A 14,527-nucleotide genomic window follows, 5' to 3' on the forward strand; every position below is an offset into this window, starting at 1 on the left:
ACGCCATGAGCTTGAATCTGGTTCCAGCTGGCAAAGATCTGCCGGAAGATATCTATGTAGTTATTGAGATCCCACAAAACGCAGATCCAATCAAATATGAAATCGACAAAGCGTCTGGTGCCATCTTTGTAGACCGTTTCATGTCGACCCCAATGTTCTACCCATGCAACTACGGTTACATCAACAACACTCTGTCTCTGGATGGTGATCCTGTTGACGTGCTGGTGCCGACTCCATACCCATTGGTGCCAGGTTCAGTGATCCGCTGCCGTCCGGTTGGCGTACTGAAAATGAGCGATGAAGCTGGTCAGGATGCCAAACTGGTTGCTGTTCCGCACACCAAACTGACTAAACTGTATGATCATATTAATGACGTGCATGAACTGCCAGAATTGCTGAAAGGTCAGATCCGCCATTTCTTCGAGCGTTATAAAGAACTGGAACACGGTAAATGGGTTAAAGTAGAAGGCTGGGGCGACAAAGCTGAAGCCATCGCTGAAATCCAGGCTTCTGTTGTTCGTTACGAAGAAAGTAAATAATTGTTAAAACAAAAAGCCATGCTTAGCATGGCTTTTTTGTCTCAGGATCTGAAGACCCTTCTGATTATCATGTGTTGTTACGAATACAGATAAACCGCTAACCCGATTACCAGCGCGATATACACCAGCAGCAAAACGAGTAACTTTGTTTTCGGCATCTTGTTGTCATTTTTCATTATGCTACATCCTCGCAGACCTCGCAGCTGGCCTACCGGTTAACAATAGCATAACAATTTTGTTAACTCTATCCGTACAGTTAATATGACTATTGTTAATACCTGATCTGACTCACAGCTCAGTTAAATCGTTTCAGCTGGTTTCCGAACGATTAAGACAACAGTTCACGGGCCTGTAATTTTGCTAACACCTCGGCAACAACTTCTTCAACAGAACGGTCATGATTGTGGATATGTACTTCCGGCTGTACAGGGGCCTCATAGGGATCATCAATACCGGTAAAATGTTTGATCTCCCCTGCCCGCGCTTTTTTATATAAACCTTTCGGATCGCGCTGTTCACACTCAGCTAATGGCGTATCAACAAACACTTCCACAAACTCACCTTCCGGCAGCAAGGCACGGATCGCATCACGATCAGCCCGGTAAGGCGAAACAAAAGCGGCTAATACCACCAGACCGGCATCGACCATCAGTTTGGCCGCCTCGCCCACGCGACGCAGGTTTTCCTGACGATCCGCTGTGGTAAAACCTAAACCTTTACATAAGCCATGACGGACATTGTCGCCATCTAACAGATAGGTATGTACGCCACGACGAAACAGTTCCTGCTCCAGTGCCCCGGCAATGGTTGATTTGCCGGAACCGGATAAACCGGTGAACCACAACAGAAAAGCTTTATGCCCTTTTTGCTCTGCACGGGCGGCTTTATTGATGTCATGCTGATGCCAGACGATATCTTTATTCATTAGTGACACATCCTGAATGCTGAAATTATGACTCACCAAAATGGACAGAGGACGATGGGATCCATGTAGCCAACCCTCTGCGCCATGGATGGCGCAGCGGAGCCTCCAAGGATGGATTTACGGCGTGTTGGCGGCATGGATCCCATTGGCCGACTAAGTCTGAAGGTCTTAAATATACAAAGAGGTAACCTGCAGGTTACCTCTGATAAGCAAATTACAGCTTGCTGATATCCAGCGCCTGCCAGTGCGGGAAGTGTTTACGCACCAGCGCATTGAACTCCAGTTCAAACTCGCTGAACTCGGCTTTACCGGCTGTTTTTCCGGCTAACGCTTCCACTACCATGCCGGCACCAATCGTCACATTGCTCAGGCGATCGATAATGATAAAGCTACCGGTATCACGCACAGTGTTGTAAGGATCAACACCAACGGCATTGGTCAGCGACAATTCCAGCAAACCGATTTCGTTCAGTTTCAGCTCGGTGGCATCATGTTTTTCCAGCGTATTCACATCAATACGGTGACGGATCGCATCAACATGACCGCGGGTTTTACGGGTTGCCAGCTTGATATCGTACTGACGATTCGCCTGCAATGGCTCTTCCGTCATCCACACCACATTGGCCAGCACGTGCTGTGTCACCTGCGTTTCCGCATCCGGTGCGACCAGCAGATCACCACGGCTGATGTCGATTTCATCTTCCAGTGTGATGGTTACGGCCTCACCCGGCAGGGCGTAATCCAGATCACCATCGAAAGTGACAATACGTTTAACTTTGCTCTCTTTACCTGACGGTAATACTTTTACCACATCACCTGGTTTAACCACGCCCGCAGCCACTGTGCCCATGTAACCACGGAAATCGAGGTTAGGACGAGACACCAGCTGTACCGGCATACGGAACGGCAGATCCAGATCACGCGTGCCGACTTCGGCATTTTCCAGCATGGTCAGCAGTGGCTCGCCCTGATACCATGGCGTCAGTTCACTGTTTACCACCAGATTTTCGCCGTCCAGTGCCGAGATTGGTACCACGCGGATATCGGTTTTCGGTAAGCCGGAAGCAAATTCCAGATACTCTTTTTTGATACTGTCGAAGACCTTCTCATCGAAGTTCACCAGATCCATTTTGTTGACCGCCACGATGAACTGACGGATCCCCAGCAGGCTGGCGATAAAGCTGTGACGACGGGTCTGCTCCAATACACCGCGACGCGCATCGATCAGGATGATCGCCAGATCACAGGTGGAAGCACCGGTCGCCATGTTACGGGTGTATTGCTCATGGCCTGGCGTATCAGCAATGATAAATTTACGTTTGGGCGTCGAGAAATAACGGTAAGCCACATCAATGGTGATGCCCTGCTCACGCTCCGCCTGCAGACCATCCACCAGCAGGGCGAAATCGAGTTTCTCACCGGTGGTACCGATCTTCTGACTGTCAGAATGCAGCGTTTTCAGCTGATCTTCATACACCTGACGGGAATCGTGCAACAGACGGCCGATCAGGGTGCTTTTACCGTCATCCACGCTACCGCAGGTGAGGAAACGCAACAGGCTCTTGTGCTGCTGATTTTTCAGGTAGTTCTCAATACCTTCTTCTTTGATCGCTTCGGCAATGGTGCTGTTCATAATGTTCTGTTCCTTAATCCGTAGTAATAACCCGACGCCTTAGAAATAACCCTGACGTTTCTTCTGCTCCATTGAGCCGGCCTGATCGCTGTCGATCAGACGCCCCTGACGTTCACTGGTGGTGGAAACCAACATCTCTTCGATGATTTCCGGCAGTGTGGAGGCTTCGGAATCAATGGCACCGGTCAGCGGGTAACAACCCAAGGTACGGAAACGCACGGATTCCATGGACGGGGTTTCACCCGGATTAAGCTGCATACGATCATCGTCCACCATGATCTTCACGCCATCACGTTCCACAACCGGACGTTTGGCAGCGAAGTACAACGGTACGATTTCGATGTTTTCCAGATAGATATATTGCCAGATATCCAGTTCGGTCCAGTTAGACAACGGGAACACACGGATGCTCTCGCCTTTATTCACCTGACCGTTATACAGACGCCACAGTTCCGGACGCTGATTTTTCGGATCCCAGGCATGGTTTTTATCGCGGAAGGAATACACACGCTCTTTCGCACGTGATTTCTCTTCATCACGACGGGCACCGCCGAAAGCAGCATCGAAACCATACTGGTTCAGTGCCTGTTTCAGACCTTCGGTTTTCATGATGTCGGTGTGTTTGGCACTGCCATGCACGAACGGGTTAATGTCCATCGCCAGGCCATCCGGGTTTTTATGTACCAGCAGTTCCAGACCAAACTTCTTCACGGTTTCATCGCGGAATTTGATCATGTCACGGAACTTCCAGTTGGTATCGACGTGCAGCAGCGGGAACGGCAAGGTGCCCGGATAAAAAGCTTTACGTGCCAGATGCAGCATGACGGATGAATCTTTACCAATGGAGTAGAGCATCACCGGATTCTGAAACTCGGCGGCCACTTCACGGATGATATGGATGCTTTCCGCTTCCAACTGCTTCAAATGGGTTAAGCGCTCGATGTCCAGTTGCATATGATTACTACTCCTTTTTCCGCCCTGCCTGACCATGCAGACTTTTATCAGGCAAGATTGATCAAATGTTCTTTGCCGGAGGCAGTGTCACCGCCAAACCAGCTTAATGTGTCGGCCAGTGCGGCAACCTCGCCAATCACAATCAGTGACGGGCTGTGTGCATCTTTGGCCAGTTCAGGTAACTCCTGCAGCGTACCGCGCAACACGCGTTGTCTGACGGTAGTACCGCGTTCAATCAGGGCGACCGGGGTCTCCGGACGACGGCCATGCGCAATCAGCCGCTCAGTAATAGCTGGGGAACCAATCAGGCCCATGTAAATCACCAGTGTCTGGTTGCTGGCAGCCAGTGCCGCCCAGTCCGGCTCTTCACCATCCTGTTTGCAATGCCCGGTGATAAACACCGCACTCTGCGCGCTGTCACGGTGGGTCAGCGGGATACCTGCGTAAGCGGTTGCCCCTGCAGCCGCTGTAATGCCCGGTACTACCGAGAACGGAATACCTTCTGCCCGCGCGGCCTGCAGCTCTTCAGCACCTCGCCCGAACATAAACGGGTCACCGCCTTTCAGACGAACCACGCGTTTACCAGCGCGGGCATGGCTTAATAACAATTCATTGATTTCATGTTGCGGCACACTGTGGTGGCCCGCTTTTTTACCCACGCTGATACGTTCCGCATCGCGACGCACCAGATTCAGCACTTCCGGCGATACCAGCTGGTCATACAGCACCACTTCGGCTTGCTGGATCTGTTGCAGCCCTTTCAGTGTCAGCAGACCGGCATCGCCCGGACCTGCCCCCACCAGCACAATTTCGCCACCGGCGTAATCATCTGCCTGTAACTGATCAGCCATCCACTGTTCAGCAGAATCATGTTGTTCAGTTTCCAGCAAGGTGGCCAGTTGCGGTGAGGCAAAGGCTTTCTCCCAGAAACGGCGACGGGAGGTAATGTCACCGAGTTTTTGTTTGATCTGGTTACGCCATTCACCGGATAAATTGGCTAACGCACCCAGATGTTTCGGCAATAACGCTTCCAGACGTTCACGCAGCATGCGCACCAGTACCGGCGCTTTTCCGCCGCTTGATACCGCCACCATGATGGGAGAGCGGTCGATAATCGACGGGAAAATAAAGCTGGAGCGGTCCGGATCATCGACCACGTTTACCCAGATATTGGCCGCATCCGCTGCCGCAGCTACTTCTGCATTCACTTCTTCATCATCGGTCGCCGCAATGACCAGCATCTGGTCATTCAGATACGCCGCAGTAAAACGGGATGGGATATAAGTATGCCCAACCAGTAATTCCGTCAGCTCTTCGTGCAGTGAAGGAGCAACCACTGTCAGATTGGCGCCGGCATCCAGCAACAAACGCGCTTTTCGCAGGGCGATATCACCACCACCAACCAGTAGGACGGCGCGATTATTTAATCTGGCAAACAGCGGAAGATAATCCATGTTGACTCCTTCTATTTCTGGAATATGAATATAGAGATGTAATTGGTAGATGTAAAATAATAAAAAGGCACTTTCTATAGCTAAAAAGTAATATGCTTATCTGGTTTTTTGATATAGAAAATAAAGAGATATTTTGAATGATATTTTCGCTCATTATTGGGGTTCTGGTAAGGCTTTTGCCAGACAAGGCGAACCCACAGTCATACAGCTTTCCTGTTCATATCAATACGTCCTGTCACGCGAATGTTCTATACTTTTGATTGTAAGTGAAAAAATATAATCAGAAAGCGACTTCAGGGAGATTGTGATGGATTTAAGTTTACCGCTACTCGTTATTTTTATTGTGCTGGTATTGGTGTCACTCGGTTCCGTAATCAAGGTTGTGCCTCAGGGCTATAACTGGACAGTGGAACGATTCGGACGCTATACCACGACGCTTTCACCCGGGCTGAACCTGATTGTGCCTTTTGTTGATCGCATTGGTCGCAAGATCAATATGATGGAACAGGTGATGGACATTCCGCCGCAGGAAATCATTTCCCGTGATAACGCGAATGTGACCATTGATGCCGTGACATTTATTCAGGTGGTCGAAGCGCATAAAGCCGCTTATGAAGTGAATGATCTGATGTCCGCAATCAAGAATCTGACGATGACCAACATCCGTACCGTATTAGGTGCCATGGAACTGGATCATATGTTGTCGCAACGTGACACCATCAATGAAAAACTGCTGGTCACCGTCGATGCCGCCACCAGCCCCTGGGGTGTGAAGGTGACCCGTATCGAAATTAAAGACGTGCGGCCACCACAGGATCTGATCGAGGCGATGAATGCTCAGATGAAAGCTGAACGTCAGAAACGCGCGGAAATCCTGGAAGCGGAAGGGATCCGGCAATCTAAAATTCTGAAGGCGGAAGGGGAAAAACAGTCACAGATCCTGAAAGCGGAAGGTGAACGTCAGGCTGCCTTCCTCGCCTCGGAAGCACGTGAACGTCAGGCAGAAGCGGAAGCCAAAGCCACTCAGCTGGTTTCTGATGCGATAGCTAACGGCAACACCCAGGCCATCAATTATTTTATCGCACAAAAATATACTGAAGCGCTGGCTAAAATTGGTGATGGGCAAAACAGTAAGCTGGTCTTGATGCCGCTGGAAGCCTCACAGCTGATTGGTTCGATCGGTGGGATCAGTCAACTGCTTAATGAGATCTCTCCGAAGAAGGGGTAATTATGCATAGCTGGGCATGGTTGTCATTGTCTGACTGGAGTTACTGGCACTGGCTGATTTTGGGCGCGGTATTATTACTGCTGGAACTGTTCGGTACGGCCGGTCTGTTACTCTGGACCGGCATATCCGCCCTGCTGACCGCGTTAATGGTTTTTGTTTTCGAACCGGGACTGTTTGCTCAGTGGAGTCTGTTTGCGGTTTTCAGCATCATCACGACCTGGTTCTGGTTTCGGCTTAACAAACAAGATAAACCAACAACTGAAGTAAAAGCGCTGAATCAACGCACCACTCGCTGTATCGGTGCACAAACCACGCTGCTGGAAGATGTCAAACTGGGGAAAAGCCGGGTAAGAATTGAAGATACTGTCTGGGGCGTGTTATCCAGCGAAACATTACCGGCAGGCACTGCGGTCAAAGTCGTTGCTGCCGAAGGAACAACACTGATCGTCAAAGCATTACCAGTTCACCATTAGACAAGGGAGCCATGGCTCCCTTGCCGGCCGGGATCAGTTATTAGGCCCGACGGAATAAAGCTGATAGGCTAAAAGAAGAAAAACAATAACCCTCTTAAAAATGGGGTTGACCCGTCCTATATATGGTTGACACTTTCCGATAACTCATCAGGAGAGTGTTATGACATCAAGCATTAAGCGCACACAACGCGGTTATTCTCTGGCCTGACATGAACTGGCTTAGAGCAAAAAGGGAGCCAGCGCTCCCTTTGTATCAATTTATAACGACTAGTTTTTTTCCGCTTTCCCGGCTTCTGCCGGTTGATCCTGAAACAGCTCGGGCTTCAGCACAAAGTCCTCACCCATCCGGATTTCATCACGTAACGTTGGCAGCATCAGATCCAGTGAATCTTTTTCTGCCTGAGTCAGCGGACCATACGGCAATACCTTGTACCAGCCCTCTTTACCCAGACGCATCGGCTGTGAGAAGAACCGGCTGTGCTGACTGCCACCTTCCACATAGGCGCACTCGATCACGTTCTCTTCTTCCATCAGCCCACGGACTACCGCGTTAATGAAGCGGTATCCCGCAGCCGCCATCGCCAGCGTGGCAGAACCATTCCCCGCTTTCGCATCTACCACCTCGGTACCGGCATCCTGAATGTGGCGGACCAGGGCAGCCGCTTCTTCGTCAGTAAATTCAAAGCCACCCACCTGCGACATCACCGGCAGAATGGTTTTGCCACTGTGACCACCAATCACATTGACCCGGATTGTACCTGCAGCCCGACCTAAAAAATTCGCAACGAACGTTTCTGCCCGGATCACATCCAGCATGGTGACACCAAACAGTTTCTGCGGGTTATACACCCCGGCTTTTTTCAGCACTTCCGCCGCTATCGGCACCATGCTGTTCACCGGATTGGTGATAATGCAGAAACAGGCATTCGGACAGATAGCCGCTCCGGCAGAAATCAGATCGCGGGTCACTCCGGCATTAAACTTGAACAGATCAGCCCGGTGCATGCCCGGCTTACGCGCAATTCCGGCACAAATCACCACCACATTACTGGCTTCCAGTGCTTTGGGAAGATCGTCACCGGTAAACCCTTTCACGGCAACATCAGTAGGAATATGACTCAAATCAACTGCAATACCCGGAGCCACCGGCGCCACGTCATACAATGCCAGTTTAAATCCTGCAGGCAATTTCATTTTCAATAATAAAGACAAGGCTTGGCCTATACCACCAGCAGCACCGAGAACAGTTATTTTCATAGCAAGCTCCAAATTTTATTGTTGTGATGGTAGTTATCAGCTAATCCTTATCTGAAAATAGTAGAAAGTTATGCCTCCACCAAGCGCACGCTTATGAAGTGTGAGCTGCGTTTCACTCTTTATTATTTCGGACTGAATCGTTTAACTCGCTTCTTATGCCATTTTTACATATCAGCGAATGCAAACTGCGGCACAGATCCTTTATTTGAATATCAATTTTTATGCAGCAATCGTTGAAATATATGCAGCCAGACTGCAAAATTGTTTTTATCAACGATTCATCTCGGATTTTACATGAAACCCGGCGAAAAACAGGAACAACTAGTTAAGGCTTTCAAGGCCTTGTTGCGGGAAGAGCGGTTCGGCTCACAAGCCGAAATAGTGACTGCACTGAACGAAATCGGTTTTGAGAATATCAACCAGTCCAAGGTCTCCCGCATGCTGAGCCGGTTTGGCGCAGTGCGTACCCGTAACGCCAAAATGGAAATGGTCTACTGTCTGCCCGTCGAACTGGGGATCCCGACCATCAACAGCCCGCTGAAGAATCTGGTGCTGGATGTGGATCACAATGGCGTGATCCTGGTGATCCATACTACGCCGGGCGCAGCACAACTGATTGCCCGGATGCTGGATTCATTAGGTAAAGCAGAAGGAATTCTCGGCACCATCGCCGGGGATGACACGATCTTCATCACCCCGACCGCAGAATCAGATATTGATGAGTTGTACGACTCGGTGCTGGAACTGTTCGAACATACGGGTTAGAAGCCTGCGCCCTTCCCCGTTCTGAATGAAAGAAGGGGGAAGGAACCTTTTATCAACCGTGAATACCAGAGTCACGATTCCGTCTCCTTGCCGGCATAAGGCAGGGTCACGATAAAGCTGGCACCCCGGTCCGGGTTGTTCCGGCATTCAATCGAACTGTCTTCCAGCTTTGCCAGACTTTGTTTGACCAGATAGAGACCCAGCCCCCGCTGTGTTCCCTTGGTGGAAAAACCGCGCTCGAAAATATGGGGGATCACTTCCGGTGGAATACCCTTCCCGTTATCTTTGACAACACAAAACAGGGAACCCTCTTCGTAATCCAGTGCCACCGTGATGGTCGGATCCGGGACGCCTTCCAGAGCATCAATGGCATTTTCCAGCAGATTGCCGAGAATCGTCACCAGAGCATGAGGCTGATCCAGCTGGCTGGATTCTGGCAGGAAACTATCCTCGGTGACGATCACTGTAATTCCCGCTTCACGCGCCCGGTTGATTTTACCCAGCAGAAATCCGGCAATGACCGGGTCTTTAATTTGACGGATCAATGCACCGACATCACTGTGATATTGCCCTGCAATCCCCATGATGTAATGTTCCAGCTGCTCAAAAGCCCGGATATTCACCATGCCCAGAATGACTTGCAACTTGTTCATAAACTCGTGCGCCTGCATACGCAGCGCTTCCGCATAATTCGACATGCCGCTGAGGCGTTGAACCAGCTGACTGACCTCTGTTTTGTCACGGAACGACATGACAGCCCCGACGATCGTTCCGTTCACCCGCACCGGTACACTACTGCTCAGCAAAACCAGCCCGTTAAACTTCAGTTCTTCATCATACTGAGCAACGCCCGTCTGCAGTACTTCTTGTAAATGCAGACGCTTCGGCCAGTTTTTACTGCCCTGCTCCTGCAGCAGTTCATCGGACGAACCGCTCAGCCGTAACAGACGTTTTGCCTCATCATTGATCAGCGTAATTTCAGACTGCGCATTGACGGCAATCACACCCTCACGAATCGATTGCAACATCGCACTGCGTTGCTCCAGTAAACTGGCGATTTCGGAGGGTTCCAGGCCAAACATGATCGCTTTGATTTTACGGGCCAGATAAAACGCACCTACCGCGCCGACCAATCCGCCAAATAACAACGCCAGATAAGCAAACAGGAGGTTGGCCGAGATAATCGCCTCTACTTTAGCGGTCGAGATCCCTACCGCGATGGCCCCAACCTGTCGGCCATTATGATAGAGCGGGCTAATCACACGCACTGAATTACCCAGTGTGCCTTTCGCTTCTGAAATGTATTCCTCTCCGTGCAGAGCTTTTATCTGATCCCCCCCCTGAAAACGCAGACCTATCATTTTGGGATCAGGATGTGTATGACGGATCGCATCCATGTCCATCACCACAATAAACAGCAGTTCATTCCGCTTGCGTACCGATTCGATATAGCCCTGCAAGGCTTGCTGCTGTTCCGGAATAGTGAGCGCCGCACCGACAAAAGGTGTTTCGGTCAGTGTACGGGCCACGCCCCGGGCCTTTTCTTCCAGACTGTTTTTACTGAGCGCCGTCGATTGCGTGACAAATATGGCATGCACCACCAGTAAAACCAGTGCAATCACGGTACAAACAAGCAAAGTAATTCGGGTACGAAGTTTCAGAGGAGAAGACAGTCCGAGCACCAACGCTACTCCTTTCAGAGAGACAAACCGGATGGTTCGCTAAAATAGTGAACATGAAGATACGGAAAATAATGAGAAACCGTGAACAACTCCAGCTGAATTTTACGAATATTCAGCAAGACGATACGGAGAAGCAACTTCGGCGAGGCTTAGTTAAAAAAATCCAGTGACTTGTGGTCACTGGATTTCCGTCTGATTTACAGGTCAATCCGACTGATTACTTCATCGTACAGTTGGCACACTGTTTGTTCAGGATCTGCTGGTAGAAATCATTGCCTTTATCATCGACCAGAATAAACGCCGGGAAGTTTTCCACTTCAATCTTCCAGATCGCTTCCATACCCAGTTCCGGATATTCCACACATTCCAGGCTCTTGATACTCTCCTGCGCCAGAACGGCAGCCGGGCCACCAATGCTGCCCAGATAGAAGCCACCGTGTTTATGGCACGCATCTGTAACCTGCTGGCTACGGTTGCCTTTCGCCAGCATGATCATGCTGCCGCCATGTGACTGCAGCAGATCAACGTAAGAATCCATACGACCTGCCGTAGTCGGGCCTAAAGAACCAGAGGCGTAACCAGCCGGAGTTTTGGCCGGGCCAGCGTAATAGATTGGATGATCTTTCACGTATTGCGGCAGACCTTCGCCTTTATCCAGACGCTCTTTCAGTTTCGCGTGGGCAATGTCACGACCTACGATGATAGTACCGGACAGAGACAGACGAGTAGCCACCGGATATTGAGAAAGCTGAGCCAGGATCTCTTGCATCGGACGGTTCAGATCAACCTGAACGGCATCACCTTCCCCTTGCTGACGCAGTTCTTCAGGGATGTACTGCGCCGGATTGCTTTCCAGTTTCTCAATCCAGATACCATCGCGGTTGATTTTCGCTTTGATATTACGGTCAGCAGAGCAGGAAACACCCATACCAAGCGGACAAGATGCACCGTGACGCGGCAGACGGATCACGCGGATATCATGCGCGAAATATTTACCACCAAACTGAGCACCCAGACCCAGATTCTGCGCTTCTTTCAGCAGTTCCTGTTCCAGCTGAACATCACGGAATGCCTGACCATGCTCGTTACCTTCGGTTGGCAGCGCATCATAGTAATGCGTAGAAGCCAGTTTCACGGTTTTCAGCGTGCTTTCCGCAGAGGTGCCACCAATTACAAATGCAATGTGGTATGGCGGGCAGGCTGCAGTTCCCAGCGAACGCATTTTATCGACCAGGAATTTTTTCAGTGTGTCCGGAGTCAGCAGTGCTTTAGTTTCCTGATACAGGTAGGTTTTGTTGGCTGAACCACCACCTTTGGCGACACACAGAAATTTGTATTCATCGCCATTGACGCTGTAAAGGTCGATTTGAGCCGGCAGGTTTGTCCCTGTATTCACTTCTTTGTACATATCCAGCGCGGCATTCTGGGAGTAACGCAGATTGTCTTCTGTATAGGTATTGTAAACACCCCGGGTCAGGGCTGCTTCATCATCACCACCGGTCCAGACACGCTGGCCTTTTTTCCCCATGATGAGGGCTGTACCGGTATCCTGACAGGTAGGCAGAACGCCTTTGGCTGAAATTTCTGAGTTACGCAGGAATTGCAGCGCAACATATTTGTCGTTTTCGCTGGCTTCCGGATCATGAAGAATAGCGGCAACCTGCTTCTGGTGGGACGTCCGCAGCATGAAGGATGCATCATGAAAAGCCTGCTGAGCCAGTAAAGTCAGACCTTCAGGTGCGACTTTCAGGATCTCCTGACCTTCGAATTCGCTCACGGAGACATGATCTTTCGTCAGCAGATAGTATTCGGTTTCATCTTTAGCGAGCGGGAACGGATCCTGGTAATAAAAAGGTTTATTTGGCATTTCTCTATTCTCTCATCATTATTTATCGCCGCTTTAGCAAGAATACATCTACATGCGTGGCAGCACAGATTCACATATAGAAACAGCCGCCCCGGAGGGTCGGCCGTTCACTGATCAGAACATCATGACCATCCATGGGTAACCGATGACTAACAAGGCTACCAGGAAGATGGCACCAAAAATGGTTCCCAGTCGCCAGTAATCGGCGGTTGGCAGGTAACCACTACCATAGTAAATCGGGCTCGGACCAGTGCCGTATGGGGTGATAATGCCCATCACACCCAGCGATGTCACCATCAGCATACAGAAGACTTCCATATTCATTCCCGGAATCGTCGATGCAATGGTCAGCATCGCAGGAAGCAGCGCCGTGGTGTGCGCTGTTGCGCTGGCAAATAAATAATGTAGCAGGTAGAACGCCACCAACAACATAACTGTCGCGGTGCCGGCGGAGATACCGCTCATCAGCATGCCGCCTTCTTTACCCAACCAGGCAATGAAACCGGTCGATGATAATCCGCCCGCCAGTGCAACCAGTGTCGCGAACCAGAAAAAGGTGTTCCATGCGGCTTTGTTACTGGTGATGTCGTTCCACTCCAGAACCCCCGTCCACAGCATCAGACCGATGATCAGCAGTGCAGCCATCGCAGGTTCAATCACGCTGGCAGCGAAGATCCACATGATCAGCGCAGCACAAACGAAGACCAGCAGCAGAATTTCATTCCGGGACAGACGACCCAGTTTAACCAGCTCGGCACTTGCCCAGCGAGGTACTTCATCGTTGAATTTCACTTCTGGCGGATAGAACCAGTACGCCAGCAGCGGCATGGTCAGAAGAAACAGAATGCCCAGCGGGAGGAAGGCAACAAACCAGTTTCCCCAGCTGATGCTGATACCCACGGTACTTTTTACCAGTGCCAGTGCCAGCAGGTTCGGTGCCAGCGCAGACAGGAACATCGAACTGGTGATACAGGTCGCGGTGATCGCCACCCACATCAGGTAAGAGCCGATTTTACGTGCACTCGGATCGTTCGGTTTAGAGCCGTACAGCGGTGGCAGGTTGGCAATAATCGGGTAGATAGTTCCCCCACTGCGTGCGGTATTCGATGGTGTAAACGGTGCCAGCAGCAGATCCGCAAACATGATCGCATAACCCAGTGTCAGGCTGCGACGTCCCAGATACTTCACCAGAATCAATGCCAGACGGCGTCCGAGGCGGGTTTTATCGTAGCCCGCGGCAAACATGAACGCACCAAAGATCAGCCATACCGTGGAATTACCAAATCCACTGACGGCCCATTTGAATGATTCAGCAGCCAGTTTGAATTTAGGGGCAGCCATATCTTCAGGACTGAACAGCACCCACTGACTGGTCAGTGCGATCGCGACCACCCCGGTCAGGCCAATGACCGCGCCTGGTAGCGGTTCAAAGATCAGACCGACGATAACCCCAACGAAAATGGCAAAGTAATACCATGCGTAGGGTTGTAATCCTTCGGGGACTGGCATCAACAGCAATAGAGCCGTCACCACGAACGGAGCCAACATAAAGAAGAGGCGGTTTAACTTACCATCTGATGCTTTATCGACCAACTGAGTGTCGATTGGTATACTCATTTCTTTCATAGTGTTTATCTACAGTAGTTGAGAATCTGGTTTCATCGACATATGCAATGCATGGTCTTACTGCTTAAAAGACGCACACATAACCTGCTCCCGGAAATATTCCAAATCAGGAAACATGCCGGAT

12 protein-coding genes are annotated in these 14,527 nt (G+C 50.4%); 4 read left to right on the forward strand and 8 right to left on the reverse strand.

The features are described from left to right. Positions 1-5 precede the first annotated feature (5 nt). The gene (gene ppa / locus TOLA_RS12935; protein ID WP_015879584.1) at positions 6-539 is read left to right on the forward strand and encodes an inorganic diphosphatase; all 534 of its coding nucleotides are present in this window, start codon (positions 6-8) and stop codon (positions 537-539) included. A 328-nt stretch (positions 540-867) separates the two neighbouring features. On the opposite strand, the gene cysC is transcribed toward ppa, so the two are convergent. From cysC to cysG, 4 genes are all read right to left on the reverse strand, one after another. After that, positions 868-1,464, reverse strand: coding sequence for an adenylyl-sulfate kinase (cysC, locus tag TOLA_RS12940; protein ID WP_015879586.1), 597 nt, complete (start codon positions 1,462-1,464; stop codon positions 868-870). A gap of 214 nt (positions 1,465-1,678) precedes the next feature. Then, positions 1,679-3,097, reverse strand: a complete 1,419-nt coding sequence (gene cysN, locus TOLA_RS12945) for a sulfate adenylyltransferase subunit CysN (protein ID WP_015879587.1) — start codon at positions 3,095-3,097, stop codon at positions 1,679-1,681. Positions 3,098-3,136: 39 nt separating this feature from the next. After that, a complete protein-coding gene (cysD, locus tag TOLA_RS12950; RefSeq protein ID WP_041609899.1) occupies positions 3,137-4,045 on the reverse strand; it encodes a sulfate adenylyltransferase subunit CysD in 909 nt (302 codons plus the stop codon). Positions 4,046-4,098: 53 nt separating this feature from the next. Beyond that, on the reverse strand, positions 4,099-5,505 hold the full coding sequence (gene cysG / locus TOLA_RS12955) for a siroheme synthase CysG (RefSeq protein WP_015879589.1): 1,407 nt from the start codon (positions 5,503-5,505) through the stop codon (positions 4,099-4,101). A gap of 307 nt (positions 5,506-5,812) precedes the next feature. Here cysG and TOLA_RS12960 point away from each other — a divergent pair, with 307 nt between their 5' ends. Further along, positions 5,813-6,733, forward strand: a complete 921-nt coding sequence (locus TOLA_RS12960; RefSeq protein ID WP_015879590.1) for an SPFH domain-containing protein — start codon at positions 5,813-5,815, stop codon at positions 6,731-6,733. Positions 6,734-6,735: 2 nt separating this feature from the next. After that, on the forward strand, positions 6,736-7,206 hold the full coding sequence (locus TOLA_RS12965; RefSeq protein WP_015879591.1) for an NfeD family protein: 471 nt from the start codon (positions 6,736-6,738) through the stop codon (positions 7,204-7,206). Positions 7,207-7,473: 267 nt separating this feature from the next. Here TOLA_RS12965 and mdh read toward each other — a convergent pair whose 3' ends face one another. Beyond that, the gene (gene mdh / locus TOLA_RS12970; RefSeq protein WP_015879592.1) at positions 7,474-8,463 is read right to left on the reverse strand and encodes a malate dehydrogenase; all 990 of its coding nucleotides are present in this window, start codon (positions 8,461-8,463) and stop codon (positions 7,474-7,476) included. A 294-nt stretch (positions 8,464-8,757) separates the two neighbouring features. On the opposite strand from mdh, the gene argR reads away from it, so the two are divergent. Beyond that, on the forward strand, positions 8,758-9,228 hold the full coding sequence (gene argR, locus TOLA_RS12975) for a transcriptional regulator ArgR (protein ID WP_015879593.1): 471 nt from the start codon (positions 8,758-8,760) through the stop codon (positions 9,226-9,228). 71 nt (positions 9,229-9,299) lie between these two features. Here the strand turns inward: argR and dcuS are convergent, their stop codons facing one another. From dcuS to TOLA_RS12990, 3 genes are all read right to left on the reverse strand, one after another. Next, complete coding sequence (gene dcuS, locus TOLA_RS12980) at positions 9,300-10,910, reverse strand: DcuS/MalK family sensor histidine kinase (RefSeq protein WP_015879594.1); 1,611 nt, start codon at positions 10,908-10,910, stop codon at positions 9,300-9,302. 217 nt (positions 10,911-11,127) lie between these two features. Next, a complete protein-coding gene (gene fumA / locus TOLA_RS12985) occupies positions 11,128-12,777 on the reverse strand; it encodes a class I fumarate hydratase FumA (protein WP_015879595.1) in 1,650 nt (549 codons plus the stop codon). A 114-nt stretch (positions 12,778-12,891) separates the two neighbouring features. Next, complete coding sequence (locus TOLA_RS12990) at positions 12,892-14,394, reverse strand: anion permease (RefSeq protein WP_041609901.1); 1,503 nt, start codon at positions 14,392-14,394, stop codon at positions 12,892-12,894. Positions 14,395-14,527: the final 133 nt, after the last annotated feature.

Origin of the sequence: Tolumonas auensis DSM 9187, assembly GCF_000023065.1 — a bacterium.
Lineage (GTDB): Bacteria > Pseudomonadota > Gammaproteobacteria > Enterobacterales > Aeromonadaceae > Tolumonas > Tolumonas auensis.

Coding starts and splice junctions, on each gene's coding strand:
- ppa (WP_015879584.1), top strand. CDS start 6: ATGAGCTTGAATCTGGTTCCAGCTGGCAAAGATCTGCCGGAAGATATC.
- cysC (WP_015879586.1), bottom strand. CDS start 1,464: ATGAATAAAGATATCGTCTGGCATCAGCATGACATCAATAAAGCCGCC.
- cysN (WP_015879587.1), bottom strand. CDS start 3,097: ATGAACAGCACCATTGCCGAAGCGATCAAAGAAGAAGGTATTGAGAAC.
- cysG (WP_015879589.1), bottom strand. CDS start 5,505: ATGGATTATCTTCCGCTGTTTGCCAGATTAAATAATCGCGCCGTCCTA.
- TOLA_RS12960 (WP_015879590.1), top strand. CDS start 5,813: ATGGATTTAAGTTTACCGCTACTCGTTATTTTTATTGTGCTGGTATTG.
- TOLA_RS12965 (WP_015879591.1), top strand. CDS start 6,736: ATGCATAGCTGGGCATGGTTGTCATTGTCTGACTGGAGTTACTGGCAC.
- mdh (WP_015879592.1), bottom strand. CDS start 8,463: ATGAAAATAACTGTTCTCGGTGCTGCTGGTGGTATAGGCCAAGCCTTG.
- argR (WP_015879593.1), top strand. CDS start 8,758: ATGAAACCCGGCGAAAAACAGGAACAACTAGTTAAGGCTTTCAAGGCC.
- fumA (WP_015879595.1), bottom strand. CDS start 12,777: ATGCCAAATAAACCTTTTTATTACCAGGATCCGTTCCCGCTCGCTAAA.
- TOLA_RS12990 (WP_041609901.1), bottom strand. CDS start 14,394: ATGAGTATACCAATCGACACTCAGTTGGTCGATAAAGCATCAGATGGT.